Below are 16,219 nucleotides of genomic sequence, written 5' to 3' on the forward strand. Positions count from 1 at the left end.
CAGTATGGAAGAGATATTAGAAATATATAAAACCGCTATAATAGAAAATGTTACAATTTGGTTTGAAGCAGGAAAAGTGAGCGACTTTTTAAAAAATAGTGGCGCATGCATTAAATATAAAAACAAGCAAATTGCAATCTTTAATTTTGAAAGAAAAAATGCTTGGTATGCCTGCCAAAATGTATGCCCACATAAAATGGAAATGGTTCTAAGCCGAGGGATGACTGGTGACGAGAACGGGATTCCTAAAATAGCATGTCCAATGCACAAAAAAACATTTTCATTAGATACTGGTAAAAATCTAAACGGAGATCTCACTCCTATTGCTATATATCCAGTAAAAATAGAAAACGACAACGTGTTTGTTGGTTTTGTAGAATAGAAAGGATTATTTGATTCGCAACCATACATTCTGATCCAAAAAACTCTAACTTTGTTAGAATATCAATTTACAAAATACTATGTCTGTCAAAAAATTAACCGAAGCTTATACATTATTTGATAAAGCCAATACTCAAGACCCCAATACAGAAGATGTAAATGGAAGTCTTATACCCAAAGAATTAATTTATGGACAGCGAATGACACAAACACTAGAAGCATTTGATCCAGAAGCTTCCGATGCGTTAAAACTAGCTGCCCGTTCTCAACATATTTGTCGATGGGAGATTCCTCGTTCTAATTATGTAATGGATCGAACAGGCTATCTAAAATGGAGAGAAGATTTAAAAAAGTTTCATGCCAAAAAAGCATCAGAAATCCTTCAACACATAGGTTATAATACAGAGACTATAGATAGAGTTTCTTTTTTGCTTCAAAAGAAAAAATTAAAAAAAGATGAAGAAACGCAAACCCTGGAAGATGTGATTTGCCTTGTCTTTCTTAATTTTTATTATGAAGATTTTTTAATAAAACATACTCAAGAAAAAGTAATTGATATTTTACAAAAGACATGGCGTAAAATGTCTGAAAAAGGACATAAAGCTGCTCTACAGCTTTTGTATTCTGAAAAAGCTTTAGACCTAATTAAACGAGCATTAAATGAATAAACTTTGAGATCAAATGAATATATCTCAATATATTAAAAAAATAAAACTCCTTTTTTATATCGGTATAACATTAGCTCTTGCTACTGCTGTATTGGGTTTTTTTTCTATAATAAACCAGATCTATTTATGGATCTCGTTAGTAGTTCTTATAATCATCCTTGGAATTCTATTTGTAAAACTAAATACATCCATTGTTCGATTACAACAATCTGTGTTAAATTCGCAAGTAAACCAGAAACAAACAGAACAGTCTCTAGCATCTAGAGATCAAAAAATTCAGGAATTAGTAGCATTAAACTATGCTATGAATAAAGCTATTTTATATGCAAGAGTCTCTAAGAAAGGTGCTATCATAAGCTTAAGTGAACGCTTTGCTAAGCTACTTAATATTGAACACGATTATGAAAGAAAAAACCTCATCGATCTTATTAATCTTAATGAAGTTCAAAAAAACAGATTACTCAGCCTTATAACTCAGAGTTCAGGGAGTGTATTTAATGAAGAATTTGAGTTAAAAACCAATATAGGGCAAAAAATCTGGTTGGATATATCAATACTAACTATTTTTAAAGAATCCGGAAACTCTGAACGACTTGTATTATGTTCTGATATTTCTAAACGAAAAGAAGCACAAATTGAAATTGAACGCTTAAATGCTTACAGATATAAAGAAAAAGAAGAATTACAAAAATCAAATGCAAGTCAAATTGTAGAAGCCCAGGAAGAAGAAAGGAAAAGAATTGCCAAAGAGATTCATGATAGCATTGGACAAATGCTTACTGCACTTAAGTTTAATATTGAATCTATTAACCTCGAGAACACAGAAAAAGCATCTCAGAAAATTGAAGGGTTAAAACAATTATCAAAAAATTTAATTCAGGGAACCCGAATTGCAACATTTAATCTTACTCCTCCCGAATTAAAAGATTATGGGATTGGCATTGCTTTAGATAAAATGGCCAAGGAACTTTCCAAACTGACCGGTAAAAATATTCTTTTTGAGAATAAATCAAATTTTGAACAGAGATTCGATTCTTTAGTTGAAACTAACTTGTATCGTGTTACTCAGGAAGCAGTAAACAATGCTATTAAATACGCAAATTCTAATTATATTCTAATAACAATTAATCATTCTAATTCTTTATTAAGTATTACTATTGAGGATAATGGGATAGGATTCGATATCAATACTATACCTTCTAAACCTAATAATAATGCAAAAGGCGGAATGGGCTTATTCTTTATGAAAGAACGAATGAACTACATAAATGGAAGAATATTTATTAACTCTATTCCTAATGAAGGAAGTAGAATCATTTTGAATTATACTATTTTATAACAGAGATTCAAACTTTACTTTTTTTTTTAATTACTTCATTGCGATAGTAATCAATAATTCCATCAATAGGTCTTCTTACGATATTACCAACTTTTAGGTGATATGGCCAGACTGCTGCTCTTATAATATCTTCACTAAAGTGAGCTATCGAGCCAATAAAATGTATAGGTACATGTTGTGATTCTGGAAAACACAATACTCTGGTCTCTATAAACTCCTGAATACCTTCGGTAATAATTTTATAAAAATAACCATTACGTTCACTGGTAAAAATAAATTCTGCAAAAGAAGCCAGGTATGTATTAGGGTTTTCTCTTTTGTATAGATTTTCCTTAATTGAATCTGAAGAAAGGTCAAAACGCTTTTCAAATTCTGATGCTATTTCGGGCGGCATTCTTTTATAGTAATAATCGCGTATCAGTTTTTTTCCAAAGTGATTTCCACTAGCCTCATCCATAAGAATATATCCCAGAGAATCTACAGACATATGAATATCTTCGCCATCAAAATAACAACTATTAGATCCAGTTCCTAAAATACATATAATCCCAGGTTCTGTTGTAGCGGCATACACTGCTGCAACCATATCTTCTTTAACAATGACTTCTGCGCCAACAAAAAAATCTTCAAAGATCTTTTTTAACATTACTGTTGGCTTCGTTGTACCGCATCCAGCCCCATAGAAATGAACAGTATCAATTTTATCTCGATGAGAAGAAAGTTTATCATTTTTTCTAACTCTTTCTTCTAAGAGAGATTTCTCGAATACAGCAGGGTTTAACCCTTCTGTACGGGTTTTAAAAACGATTTCTCCTACATCATCCAGAAGAATCCAATCGCATTTAGTAGAACCGCCATCAGCTAATAAAATCATTTGAAAATTTGTTATGTGGTTAGCAAATAGAATAAATACTCTGATTTATTCTTTTGAATTTGACATGCTATCATATTGCGCGTAATCGAGGAATATTGATCTCTAATTACTACTTTTCGATTACGCCCAATCGACAGCTAATACTATACTTTATAAGCTATATACTAATTTATAAATTACCTACATGCGCAGATAAGTCAACTAACTTCGTAGAATACCCATATTCATTATCATACCAGGATATTAGCTTAAAGAAATTCTCATTAAGTGCAATTCCTGCATTAGCATCAAATACAGAAGTTTGTGATTCTCCTACAAAATCCTGAGATACTACTGCTTCTTCGGTATATCCAAGAATACCTTTTAATTCATTCTCAGAAGCTTTCTTTACAACAGCCTTAAGTTCTTCATAAGAAACTGATTTTTTAGTTTTTACAGTAAGGTCTACTACAGAAACATCTACTGTAGGAACTCTAAATGCCATACCTGTTAATTTTCCTTTTAATGCAGGAATCACTTTGGTAACAGCTACTGCAGCTCCTGTAGTAGAAGGAATGATATTATTTAATGCACTACGCCCTAATCTATAGTTTTTTCTAGACGGAGAATCTACTGTAGCTTGTGTAGCTGTAGAAGCGTGTACTGTGGTCATCAACCCTTCTTCTATTCCAAAATTATCGTCTATAACTTTTGCTAATGGAGCTAAACAATTTGTAGTACATGAAGCATTAGAAACAATGGTATCAGAAGCTTTTACATCATTATGATTCACTCCCATTACAAACATTGGAGCATCTTTTGAAGGAGCAGAAATCACTACTTTCTTAGCTCCTGCTTTAAGATGGGCATCTGCTGTTCCTAGTGTTGTAAAGATTCCTGTACAATCCATAACTACGTCTACTTCTACAGCACCCCATTTTAGATCTTCTGGATTACGTTCGGCGGTTACTCGAATTTCCTTTCCATTAACAACAAGATTACCGTTTTTTACTTCGATAGTTCCATCAAATTTCCCGTGTACCGAATCATATTCTAATAAGTAAGCTAAATGCTCTACATCTAATAAATCATTAATTGCTACTATCTCTACATTATCGCGTTTAGAAGCAATTCTAAAAGCAATTCTTCCAATTCTACCGAAACCGTTAATTCCAATTTTTAACGTACTCATATTTAAAAATTTAGTTGTTTTTATTAATTTATACTGACTGTGGTTATACTATTTAAAATTATACAGAAGTAATATCTGCTACTTTTATTAATCCATCATGTTTATGAGGTCTTTTATCTAATGCAGTCTTAAGAGGTACAATAGTGACAACCTTATGAACAATCCCAATCATTACTTCGCTTTTACCATCTAATAGTGCTTCTACCGCTCCTACTCCAAGTTTACTGGCTAGTACGCGATCATAGCAGCTTGGTGGTCCACCTCGCTGGATGTGCCCTAGTACAGATACTCTTACTTCATAATCGTTAAGATTTTCTTCGACGTATTCTCCTAATTCAAAAATATTCTTACCAGATTTGTCACCTTCTGCTACTACAATTATGCTCGAGGTTTTTCCGGTTTTCTTACTTTTCCTTAGCGATTCTATAAGTCGCTCTACTCCCATATCCTCTTCGGGAATCAAAATTTCCTCTGCTCCTGCTCCAATACCGGCATTTAAAGCAATATCTCCTGCATCACGCCCCATTACTTCTATTAAAAACAATCGATTATGAGAACTTGCTGTATCTCTAATCTTATCAATCGCCTCTACCACTGTATTTAAGGCTGTGTCGTATCCTATAGTATAATCTGTACCGTTAATATCATTATCGATAGTACCCGGAATACCTACTACCGGAAAATTAAATTCTTCTGATAATTTTAAAGCTCCCGTAAAACTTCCATCACCACCAATTACAACAAGCGCATCAATACCATTCTTAATCAGATTTTCATATGCTTTCTGTCTACCTTCTACAGTTCTAAACTCTTTTGATCGGGCAGATTTAAGAAAAGTTCCTCCTTTATTTATAACATTACGAACAGATCTTGCATTTAGTTCTTCAACTTCATTATTAATAAGACCTTCATATCCTTTATAAATACCAAAACATTTTATAGAATAATAACTACACGCTCTAACTACTGCACGGATTGCCGCATTCATTCCTGGAGCATCTCCTCCAGAAGTAAGTACAGCTATATTTTTAACTTTTTTTGTCATTGAGTCAAATCTATCGTTATTGATAGTAATAACCTAATTTGCCAAAAAACTAAAACGTTTTCGGTTAATAAATTCAGCTTTTACTGACAAAAAATGCATTATTTTAACACATATTCGCACATTACGTTAAGAATAAATTAATGAGCTTAAAATTGCGGAAAAATAAAAACGACTCGCAATAGCAAGTCGTTTTTGTAAATTAATACTTCTAATTTTAAGTATTCTCTATTCAGGACTATTTTACAAATTGTTTAGTGATTATTTTATCGTCCTCTGTATATACCTTTATTATATAGTTTCCTTTTGGTAATTTTTTAATGTTAATCGAATTGGTTGTAGAAACACCTAATAATCTAGAATTTAAATCATAAATTTCACTCTTCTTGATAAAACCAGAATATTGGATAACCACTCTGTTTTTACTGGGATTAGGATATATCTTCAGGCTATTTATATTGGGTGTACCAGATTCTAAAGATACTTTATTTCCTTCGCCGCCATTAGCCCCATGAAATATTTCTCCTGTAGAACTTCCTGCTATAGACTTACCACAATCTTTCATTTCTATACCGGTCCATCTAATTACCCATTCCCTATTCTTTGCCGTACTTGCTCTTAACGGGTTTGGAAAATTAAGTGATCCAACTGTTGGTAAATCAGAAGGCGCATCTGCCCATCTTAGATATATTCTAAATCCCGTAGGCGTAGCATTATAAATAGACGAGGTTCCAGAGATATACCAATGAAATCCTTTGTTACCTATAGACTCCAGAGTTACTAAATAATGTGGAGTTGTTTTAAAAGCACATGCTGTGGTATTTACATCCACATAGATTCCTGTTGTGTTATAATTAACCCAATCATTTGGAGAGGTAACACCTTGTCCCATTTTTATTTGCCCCTGTACTACTACAAGGCAAAAAACAGCTAAAATTGTTGAAAAAATAGTTTTAAGAGATTTCATAATAAAAAGGTTTTAAGAATTAAAAAAGTGAGTTGTTTTTTTTACTCGTTTGGTATAAAACAACGTTTTTCTAAGATACTACAAACCTCGAAAATTAGCTTATGGAATACCAGTAAAAAAAAGAACAAATCTCCTTATTTCCCATCCTTAAAAACAATTTAATCAATTGATTATCAATTATTTCATACAATAAAAGAACATATTAAAAACCAACGAAATAACACACATTTAACACTTTATTAACTAATAATTTCCCCAAAAATAACTTGTATTTTAATTCTAAATCCAGTACCTATATTATTCTCCAATCAAAATCTGATATTGCCATGGAGCAAATTCGTATGTTGCATCAGATGATGCTTCTATTACTTCTCCAGAAAGGTAATCTGTAAACTTTCCTTCATGTGCCAAAGTAAACTTTATGGGTTGCTTTGTCATATTTGCTATAAAGATCACCTTATTACCTTCTTTTTCTCTTTGAAATGCTAATACATTAGTATCATCCGAAGTTTTAATACGAGTGTATGAAGCTGCATTTTTACCACCATGCAATGCTGGATTTGTATTTTTTAGTGCTCCTAATTTCTCATATAATGGGAAAAACCTGCCTTGTTTTTTTATAATAGTATCCTTTTCAAAAAACAAAAGGCGTTTATCCATATCATATTCCTGTCCAGAATAAATCAAAGGCATACCAGGTGCAAGGTATGTAAGTGCTGCAAGCATCTCTTTTGCATCTCCCATTCTTTCATCGACCGTACCATTCCAGGAGTTTTCATCATGATTTGATGTAAAGTTCATTAGAATATCATCTTTTGCATACATGGTATCTATCTGAGCCATTCTTTTATCCCATTCAGTAACATTAGCTTTTCCCTGGGCGATATCATTCATTTTATGATGAGTATCCCATCCATATCCCATGTCAAAAGCATTTTCTAATAATTCTGGCTCCCAACCTTCGGCTAACATAAATACAGGTTTAATCTTTTTAAATTCTGCTACAGTTTTATCCCAAAAATCTACAGGAACCATTCCTGCCACATCACATCTAAAACCATCTACACCTTCCTCTTTTAACCAATACAGCATATCATTTTTCATCTGCTCACGCATCTCCTGGTTGTCATAATTAAGATCCGCCACATCGGTCCAATCTGTACCTTCTGTATGTGTAATGGCACCGTTTTTATCTTTGGTGTAATATTCGGGATGCTCTTTTAACCAAACATGATCCCAACCAGTGTGATTAGCCACCCAGTCCAAAATCACATAAATCCCATTATCATGGGCAGTTTTTACTAATGCTCTAAAATCTTCGATAGTACCAAATTCTGGATTGACCTTTGTATAGTCAGATACGGCATAATAACTTCCTAATGATCCTTTACTTTTGGTTGTAGAGATAGGATATATTGGCATTATCCATACTACTTTAACTCCTAGTTTTTTAAGAACAGGAATATCTTTGGTAAATGCCTTAAAAGTACCTTCTTCAGAATATTGACGGATATTAGCTTCGTAAATAACTGCATTTTCCATCATGGCATCATTAATCGATGGAAATACTTCTTTTATTACTTCCTGAGCTTCGGTCTTCGCAGTGGTTTCTTCTTTTGTTGTCTTTCCGCAGGAAAATAGAATTCCAATTGCTGCAAGACTTAAGATTATCTTTTTCATTTAATTAAATTTATAGGTGGTTATCTGTGGTTATATTTTATTTTAAATCCAATATCATTGATGTCTTAGCAGGTATACTAAAATTTTCGGTGATGTCTATATTAGAATCAGTAATAATATCGGTTCCGATACTATAGTTTTTTATACCTTCTTTGAATCGCGTAATATCCAACTGCTGGTCTTTTAAGCTATTATTAATAACTACCATTACGCTTTTCTCTTCATTATATCTGAAGTACACATATACATTATCAAAAGGAATGAATTGTAATAGTTTCCCGGTATGAATTACCTCTGCCTGCTGTCTCCATTTTAATACTTTGCTTGTAAAAGAGTAAAATGCTTCCTGGTCATTGGTTCTACCGTTTTTAATTTCTGAAGACAAAAAGGCATTTTTTGTATCTCCAGGCCATCCACCAGGAAAATCCCGGCGAATATCACCATCTCCTTTTTTATCGCGATTGCCCAACATACCTATTTCATCTCCATAATAAATTTGAGGGATGCCGCGCGTGGTAAATATCAAAGTCATCGCCATTTTATAGGCATCAATATCTCCTTGATATATCTCATTAATACGATTTGTATCATGGTTTCCTGCGAATAACAGAATATTGTTGATATCGGGGTATAGAAAATCATTTGTGAAGTTATCATATGCCCTGATCATTCCCTTATCCCAAGAATTTTCATCTTCGTTAAATAATACTGTAATGGCATCATGAAGCGTAAAATCCATTACCGATGGTAAGTGAGAATTGTAGTTATCGATAGCTCCAATTTTACTATTTTTTTGCCAGTATGCTATCTGCGCCTGATTGTGCATCCATACCTCTCCTACAATATTAAAATTAGGATATTCGTCCATAATCGCTTTGGTCCATTTTGCTATCCCATTTTTATCGTTATAAGAATAGGTATCTACTCTAAAACCGTCCAGATCAGCATATTCTATCCACCAAATTGCATTTTGGGTAATATACTTAAGAAGTAAAGGGTTACTTTGGTTCATATCTGGCATTGTAGTATCAAACCACCCGTTCATACATCCTTTACTATCTATTTGTGAAGCATTATCATCAAACTGAGTAGTCATACGATAATTACTACGTCTGAAACCTTCTGGCCATTGGTGTATCCAATTTTTAGTTGGTAAATCTTTTATCATCCAATGCTTAGATCCCCAATGATTTGTTACATAATCCATAACCAGTTTCATATCCTGTTTATGCATTTCTGAAGCTAACCGTTTATAGTCTTCATTAGTTCCATATCGTGGATCTATTGTATACAAATCGCTTTGCGCATAGGTATGATATGAATACGTAGGTTCATTATCCTCTAGCAATGGAGTACTCCATAATGCTGTAACTCCCAAATCTTTAAGGTAATCCAAATGATCAATTACTCCTTGAATATCGCCTCCATGGCGTCCTCCGGGATTAGAACGATCTGCTTTTTCTACTGTATCCTTATGAGAATCATTCTCGGGGTTACCATTTGCAAACCGATCCGGCATGATTAAATACATCACATCACTACTATCAAATCCTTTTCTTTCTGCAGAATTTTCTCTTCTGGATTTAAATTGATAAGGTTGAGAAAAGACTACGCTACCATTCTCTTTAAAATCAATTGAAACTGTACCTGCTTTAACTTCTTTAGTATCTAAGGTTATAAACAGGTAGTTTGGGTTTTCAGTTTTTGTAATGTCCTTAATCGTTATATCTTTACTCTCTACGCTATATTTAGCAATATCTTTTCCGTAGCAAAGTACTTGAAGCTCGTCATGATGCATAGCACTCCACCAAAATGGAGGCTCTATTTTTTCTACCTGTGCCTGGGCTAGCGTAATAAAACACCAGGACAACAGTATAATTAGTTTACGTTTCATTTTTATATATTTTGTATTTATAGAAATGTAGGTATCACCATTTTTTTGAAAACAATTAGTCTAGCAAAAAAAAGTATTACTATTTCTTTAAGCAGAGTCGACTAAGTAGGGTTCATCCATCTTAATAAAGCTCGACTCTGCTCTCTAGAAAAGGTTGGGGGGCAAAACTCTTATTATAAAATCTATTTCTAAGCAATAGTATATCATACAGTTATTAAACTGTTGGGAGAAATTCTAAACTCCTTATTATCTACATAAATTAATAATTCCTTAGTACCTTCAAGAGTAAATGATGTTCCTTCTTGAGATACCTTCACTTTAATAATTTGATTTCTGAAATTTACATTGAAGGTATACCCTTTCCATTCCTTAGGAATTTTAGGAGAAAAAGACAGGGTATCGTTTTTAATTCTAAGTCCTCCGAATCCTTCGACAATGCTCATCCATGTACCTGCCATACTTGTGATATGCAGTCCTTCTTCAACTTCTTTATTATAATCATCAAGATCTAACCTTGAGGTTCTCAAATAAAAAGTATACGCCTGATCCATTCTATCTAAGCTAGCCGCTTGAATACTATGAACACATGGTGAAAGTGAAGATTCATGTACTGTAAACGGTTCATAGAAATCAAAATGTCGTGTCAATTCTTCTTTGGTAAATTGATCCTCGAACATATAAAATCCCTGAAGCGTATCTGCCTGTTTTATATAAGGAGAACGCAATATTCGATCCCAACTCCATTTTTGATTAATAGGACGTTGCGACATATCCAAATTGTTCACGGTGATCAATTCTTTATCTAAGAATCCATCCTGTTGTAAGTATACCTGATGCTTTTCTGAATATGGAAAATACATCTTATCAGCTACTTCCAACATTGCATTGATCTCTTCTTGATCTAAATTGGTCTTTTCTATAATCCTGTGATAGTCATTCGTATATTGGGCTTTTATTTTATCAACGTTTTCAATACAATACTCGATACACCATTTTGCCAAATAGTTAGTATACCAATTGTTATTGACATTATTTTCGTATTCATTAGGCCCTGTAACTCCAAGGATCACATATTTATTTTTATCTGTAGAGAATGTTGCTCTTTGATGCCAGAAACGAGCTATGGCGATCATTACTTCTAATCCTTTCTCTGTAACATAAGTATAATCACCTGTGTACCTAACATAATTGTAAATTGCAAATGTCATTGCACCATTACGATGTATTTCTTCAAAGGTAATTTCCCACTCATTATGGCATTCTTCCCCGTTCATAGTTACCATAGGGTATAATGCAGCACCATTGGTAAAACCGAGTTTTTTTGCATTCTCTATAGCTTTTTCGAGATGGTTATAACGATAGGTCAATAAATTACGTGCTACACGTTGATCTTTGGTAGCCATATAAAACGGAATACAATATGCTTCGGTATCCCAATACGTACTTCCACCATATTTCTCACCTGTAAATCCCTTAGGTCCGATATTCAATCTTGCATCTTTACCAAGGTATGTTTGATTGAGTTGAAAAATATTAAATCGGATTCCTTGTTGTGCTTTTACATCTCCTTCGATTACAATATCGGCCATTTCCCATACTCTGGACCATGCCTTTTTTTGTAAATCCAAAAGCGTATTAAATCCAGATTCTGAGGCTTGCTTAAGTATGGCTTTACTAACCCCTTGCAGATCTTCTTCTTTATGATTAAGAGATACTGTATATCCTCCAAACTTTGTGATACCTGCTGTCTCTCCTTTACGAACCTGAACAGTATATTTTAAATGTATATATGTACCGTTAGCTTCTACTTTTGGGGATATATCTTTTTGTATACTATTAACAAAAATCTGATTTGACATTCCTGTACACACATGATAATCAGTCTTCATGGTTTTAGATAAGATATATGCAGAGTTTTCTTCGTGTGCCAGGTTATAGGTATCCCAAAACTTATCATCCCAGTTCGTATCTTCATTCATAATTCCCGAATCCAGGTACGGTACTAATGTTATGGTAGCTTCCTGATTTACAGGAGTTACTTCATATTTAATTGCACCTACTTCATCCAGGTCCAGGCTTAGAAAACGTGTAGATGTAACAGATACTTCTATATTATTGGGTAAAACGGCATGAAATGAGCGTTGATACCAACCCTCTTTCATATTTAATTCTCTTCTAAAGTTAGTTATTGATTTGCATGTATATAAATCTAGTTTCTCTCCATCAACTTCTATATCGATACCAATCCAGTTTGGAGCATTTAATACTTTGGCAAAATACTCTGGATATCCATTTTTCCACCAACCTACTCTGGTTTTATCTGGATAATACACTCCAGCGATATAGCTTCCCTGAAAAGTAGGACCAGTATATGTTTCTTCAAAATTGGCGCGCTGCCCCATAGCTCCATTACCAATACTAAAAAGGCTTTCTGATGATTTAACTCGTTCTACATCAAACCCTTCTTCAATAATTGACCAGTTATCTGGTTTTATATAATCCTGATTCATCTATTCTTTTTTATTCATTTTTAGTAATCAGACCTGTACAGATATACGTCTGTCTAAAACATGCCATGAATTTTATCCTGTAATTTTTAGGATAAATTGCTGTGGCTTTCTATATTTTTACTAAACTTTTTTGGCCGTGACCAATTGATTTATAAATTCTTCTTTTATTTCTGTGAAATCTTTAAAAATGTAATCTGCTTCGTGTAGTACTTCTTGATTACCAATACCAATACTAATCATATTGGCGATATTTGCAGCCTTAATTCCGGCAACAGAATCTTCGAATACAATACAGTTTTCTGGAGGGATTCCCAATCCTTTAGCACCTAATAAAAATACTTCAGGATCTGGTTTAGCTTTAGAAACATTCGTCCCATCTACAATCGTATTAAACTTATCATAGAGCTGTACTTTTTCTAAAATCGCTCTGGCATTTTTACTTGCAGAACCCAAAGCTATTGCCTGTTTCTCCAAAATCAAATATTCTAAAATTCTCGGCACATCGGGTAGAATTTCACTAGCATCCATCTCAGAGATATAAGTGAGATACTCTGTATTCTTTTCAGACATCAATTGACTAAATTTTTCTTCTGATATGGTTTTGTTTCCCCATTCCAGAATCTTTTCTAGTGATTGTACCCTACTTACTCCTTTAAGTTGTTCATTCTGTTCCTCAGAAAAAGAAATACCAAGGCTATCGGCAAGTTTTTGCCAGGCTTTAAAATGGTATTTTGCAGTATCTACGATTACACCATCGAGATCAAATATAAATGCTTTTTTCATTACTCTATCTCGCCTTTTGGGTTATACGTTATAGCATCTTTATTGACAATCAATAAATTACACATCCCTGCAATGATCAAACTTATTCCTGCTATCAACATTGCATTAATCGTTTCGCTTCCTATAAGTTTGTAGGCAAAATTAACTCCGCCTAAAGCTGCGACAATTTGAGGAATAACAATAAACATGTTAAATATTCCCATGATGACTCCCATTTTCTTTGGATCTACTGCACTTGATAACATAGCATATGGCATCGACAGAATACTTCCCCAGGCAAAGCCTACCAGAGTAAAAGAAAGAAATAACCATTCTGGTGAAGGGATAAAATACATCGATATAAAACCGAGACCTCCCAAAATTAGAGACCCCAGGTGAACCCATTTTCTATTAATTCTTTTTCTCGAAGTATAAAAAGTTAATATCAAGGCAAAAGCCATAGAGGACAATCCATATGTCCCCATATATCGACCAACTTCATTAGATGATTTTTGAAATGCTGTATTTGCTTTTTCGAATGCTGCAGCCGATTCTGGGATATCCATATTAAATGTTGATTCGACTGGTGCAGGAGTATTAAACACATGTTCTGTTAACGCGGGATTTGCAAGGCTCCACATGGTAAAAAAGGCAAACCAGCTAAAAAACTGGACAAGCCCAAGTTTTTTCATCGTAAGTGGCATACTTCCGATATTATTCAAAATATCAGGTATAAACTGGTTCTTTTTCTTCTTTTCTAGTTTAAATTCTTCCATATCCTCGGGAGGATATTCAGAAGTTGTAAAAACGGTATATAGAATACTGGCAAGAAAAACAAAAGCTCCAATAGCAAAAGCTATTTTTACCGACAGAGGGATCACACCGTTTGGAGCAGCATCGCTTACCCCCATTTGAGAAATCATCCAGGGCAAATTACTAGCTACCCAGGTTCCAATACCTATGATAAGTGTTTGAGTAACAAATCCATATGATCGTTGAGATTCTGGTAATTTATCTGCTACCAAAGCCCTAAAGGGTTCCATAGAAATATTTATAGAAGCATCCAGAATCCATAAAAATCCTGCTGCTACCCATAAAACCGGGGAATGAGGCACTAAAAACAGCGCAATAGAACTTAGTACGGCTCCAATTAAGAAGTAAGGTCTACGTCGACCCCATCTTGGGCTCCAGGTACGATCACTTAAGTATCCTATAATAGGTTGAACCAAAAGACCTGTCAAAGGAGCTGCAATCCATAATAAAGGTATTGCGTCTTTTTCTGCGCCTAAGGTTTGGAAAATTCTAGACATAAATCCGCCTTGCAATGCAAAACCGAATTGAATTCCCAGAAAACCGAAACTCATGTTCCAAATTTCCCAGAAACTTAATTTACGCTTGTTCATCAAGTAAATATTTTAATTATTACTATGATAAGCGAAACTACTTATCAAAACTTATTTTAGTAGAAAGTGAAAATATAAGTCTTGATCGAGGTCAAAGATATTATAATTTTTTAATTAAAAGAGCCTCTCTTTATTTTTTTGTTGATTTTCTTTGAATCAGACTTGTATCAATAATAACTGTTCTATACTCCTCTGTTACAGCATCATCCCCTTCTAATTTATCGATAAGAAGTTTTGCTGCCCGTATCCCCATATCTTCTCCATGCTGACTTATCGTGGTTAGGCTTGGGATAAAATGTTTAGAAAGAATACCATCTGTAAAACCGATAATAGCGATATCATCCGGTACTTTTTTGCCTTGTGCATCAAGGACTTTGGCTGCAGTAACTGCAAATAATTCATTTACTGCAAAAACAGCATCTATATCCTTATCCCTTAAGAAATCCGAAATTTCTGCTTCACAATTATCTATATCTTCTATTTTAAGGATAAGTTCTTCTTCTTCGGGTATATCATAAGCTCTTAATGCTCTTAAGTATCCGTTAGTTCTTAATTTACCAACGCTTATATAATCTACTGTAGTAAGGATGGCTATTTTCTTACATCCAATAGAAAGCAGGTGATTTGTAGCGGTTTGGGCTCCTTTAGCATCATCTATAATCACTTTATCACATACGACCTCATCAATAATTCTATCAAAAAGTACAACGGGCATCCCTTGGCTCATAGTCTCTTCGATATGATGATAATCTTTTTTGAGCTGTGTTTCTTTGGCTACAGAAAGGATAAATCCATCGGCACTCCCACTGGCCAGCATTTCTAAATTAATGACTTCTTTATCAAAAGAATTGTTTGAAGAACAAATGATTACATTGTATCCTTTTTCATTTGCTACCTTCTCTACTCCGCCAATTACTGTTGTAAAAAAGTGATGCACAATTTCTGGAATAATAACACCTATGGTCTTTGTCTTCCTATTCTTAAGGCTTAAGGCTATATTATTAGGCTTATAATTGTATAGCTTGGCAAAGGCTTTTACCTTTTGCCTGGTATCTAAACTTATCTCTGCACTATCTTTTAGTGCCTTAGATACGGTAGAAATAGAAACATCCAGTTCCTTTGCTATCTGTTTTAATGTAACTTTTCTCTTCATCCTTTTCCTTTTATTGTTTTATCATCAGATCTGTTTGATGTAAATCCACATGAAATGTACTACAAAAACATGTTGAATTATCCTAAATCAATATGTACAGCCTTTTCATTATTCGTATCTTTTAAAAGTCATTTGAACTTTTAATTCTGGGCTACAAAAATGCATTTTGCATCCTAATTTCATCTTTTTTTCACACCATAGCTATGGCTATGCTGCTCAAAAATAGATTTATTATAGCACAAAAGTCTATTTTTTCGCTTCCATACAAAAAGTTTAAAATGACTTTTTAGTTAAAAATCAAATGTAAGCATCAAAATATGCCATATGGCCAGAATTATACTTAAAATTTTGATAGAATTCTAAAAGTTTTCCACA

At 33.7% G+C, this 16,219-nt stretch carries 13 protein-coding genes; 3 read left to right on the plus strand and 10 right to left on the minus strand.

Features of this window, described 5'->3' with window-relative positions; all coding sequences use genetic code 11:
- Positions 1-4 precede the first annotated feature (4 nt).
- The 3 genes from nirD (at position 5) to DG435_RS12420 (ending at position 2,388) form a co-directional block, all read left to right on the plus strand.
- Complete coding sequence (gene nirD, locus DG435_RS12410; RefSeq protein ID WP_106791181.1) at positions 5-382, plus strand: nitrite reductase small subunit NirD; 378 nt, start codon at positions 5-7, stop codon at positions 380-382.
- A gap of 79 nt (positions 383-461) precedes the next feature.
- A complete protein-coding gene (locus tag DG435_RS12415) occupies positions 462-1,049 on the plus strand; it encodes a DUF4202 domain-containing protein (RefSeq protein ID WP_106791182.1) in 588 nt (195 codons plus the stop codon).
- A 13-nt stretch (positions 1,050-1,062) separates the two neighbouring features.
- A complete protein-coding gene (locus DG435_RS12420; RefSeq protein ID WP_106791183.1) occupies positions 1,063-2,388 on the plus strand; it encodes an ATP-binding protein in 1,326 nt (441 codons plus the stop codon).
- Positions 2,389-2,395: 7 nt separating this feature from the next.
- Here the strand turns inward: DG435_RS12420 and DG435_RS12425 are convergent, their stop codons facing one another.
- From DG435_RS12425 to DG435_RS12470, 10 genes are all read right to left on the minus strand, one after another.
- A complete protein-coding gene (locus DG435_RS12425) occupies positions 2,396-3,262 on the minus strand; it encodes an N-acetylglucosamine kinase (RefSeq protein WP_106791184.1) in 867 nt (288 codons plus the stop codon).
- A gap of 169 nt (positions 3,263-3,431) precedes the next feature.
- Positions 3,432-4,433 carry a type I glyceraldehyde-3-phosphate dehydrogenase gene (gap, locus tag DG435_RS12430; protein WP_106791185.1) on the minus strand — a complete coding sequence of 334 codons (1,002 nt, stop codon included), beginning with the start codon at positions 4,431-4,433 and terminating at the stop codon, positions 3,432-3,434.
- 58 nt (positions 4,434-4,491) lie between these two features.
- Entirely contained in the window at positions 4,492-5,478 is a 987-nt protein-coding gene (gene pfkA, locus DG435_RS12435) for a 6-phosphofructokinase (protein ID WP_106791186.1), read from the minus strand.
- 235 nt (positions 5,479-5,713) lie between these two features.
- Entirely contained in the window at positions 5,714-6,442 is a 729-nt protein-coding gene (locus DG435_RS12440; RefSeq protein WP_106791187.1) for a T9SS type A sorting domain-containing protein, read from the minus strand.
- A 297-nt stretch (positions 6,443-6,739) separates the two neighbouring features.
- Positions 6,740-8,122: an alpha-amylase family glycosyl hydrolase gene (locus DG435_RS12445; RefSeq protein WP_106791188.1), complete on the minus strand. Its 1,383-nt coding sequence runs from the start codon at positions 8,120-8,122 to the stop codon at positions 6,740-6,742.
- 37 nt (positions 8,123-8,159) lie between these two features.
- Complete coding sequence (locus DG435_RS12450) at positions 8,160-10,016, minus strand: glycoside hydrolase family 13 protein (protein ID WP_106791189.1); 1,857 nt, start codon at positions 10,014-10,016, stop codon at positions 8,160-8,162.
- Positions 10,017-10,219: 203 nt separating this feature from the next.
- The gene (locus DG435_RS12455) at positions 10,220-12,526 is read right to left on the minus strand and encodes a glycoside hydrolase family 65 protein (RefSeq protein WP_106791190.1); all 2,307 of its coding nucleotides are present in this window, start codon (positions 12,524-12,526) and stop codon (positions 10,220-10,222) included.
- A gap of 120 nt (positions 12,527-12,646) precedes the next feature.
- On the minus strand, positions 12,647-13,309 hold the full coding sequence (gene pgmB / locus DG435_RS12460) for a beta-phosphoglucomutase (protein WP_106791191.1): 663 nt from the start codon (positions 13,307-13,309) through the stop codon (positions 12,647-12,649).
- Positions 13,309-14,691: an MFS transporter gene (locus tag DG435_RS12465; RefSeq protein ID WP_106791192.1), complete on the minus strand. Its 1,383-nt coding sequence runs from the start codon at positions 14,689-14,691 to the stop codon at positions 13,309-13,311. Before DG435_RS12465 ends, pgmB begins: the two co-directional genes overlap by 1 nt.
- 130 nt (positions 14,692-14,821) lie before the next feature.
- Positions 14,822-15,844 carry a LacI family DNA-binding transcriptional regulator gene (locus DG435_RS12470; RefSeq protein ID WP_106791193.1) on the minus strand — a complete coding sequence of 341 codons (1,023 nt, stop codon included), beginning with the start codon at positions 15,842-15,844 and terminating at the stop codon, positions 14,822-14,824.
- Positions 15,845-16,219: the final 375 nt, after the last annotated feature.

The sequence above is a fragment of the Aquimarina sp. Aq78 genome, assembly GCF_900299525.1.
In the GTDB taxonomy this organism is placed as follows: Bacteria; Bacteroidota; Bacteroidia; order Flavobacteriales; family Flavobacteriaceae; genus Aquimarina.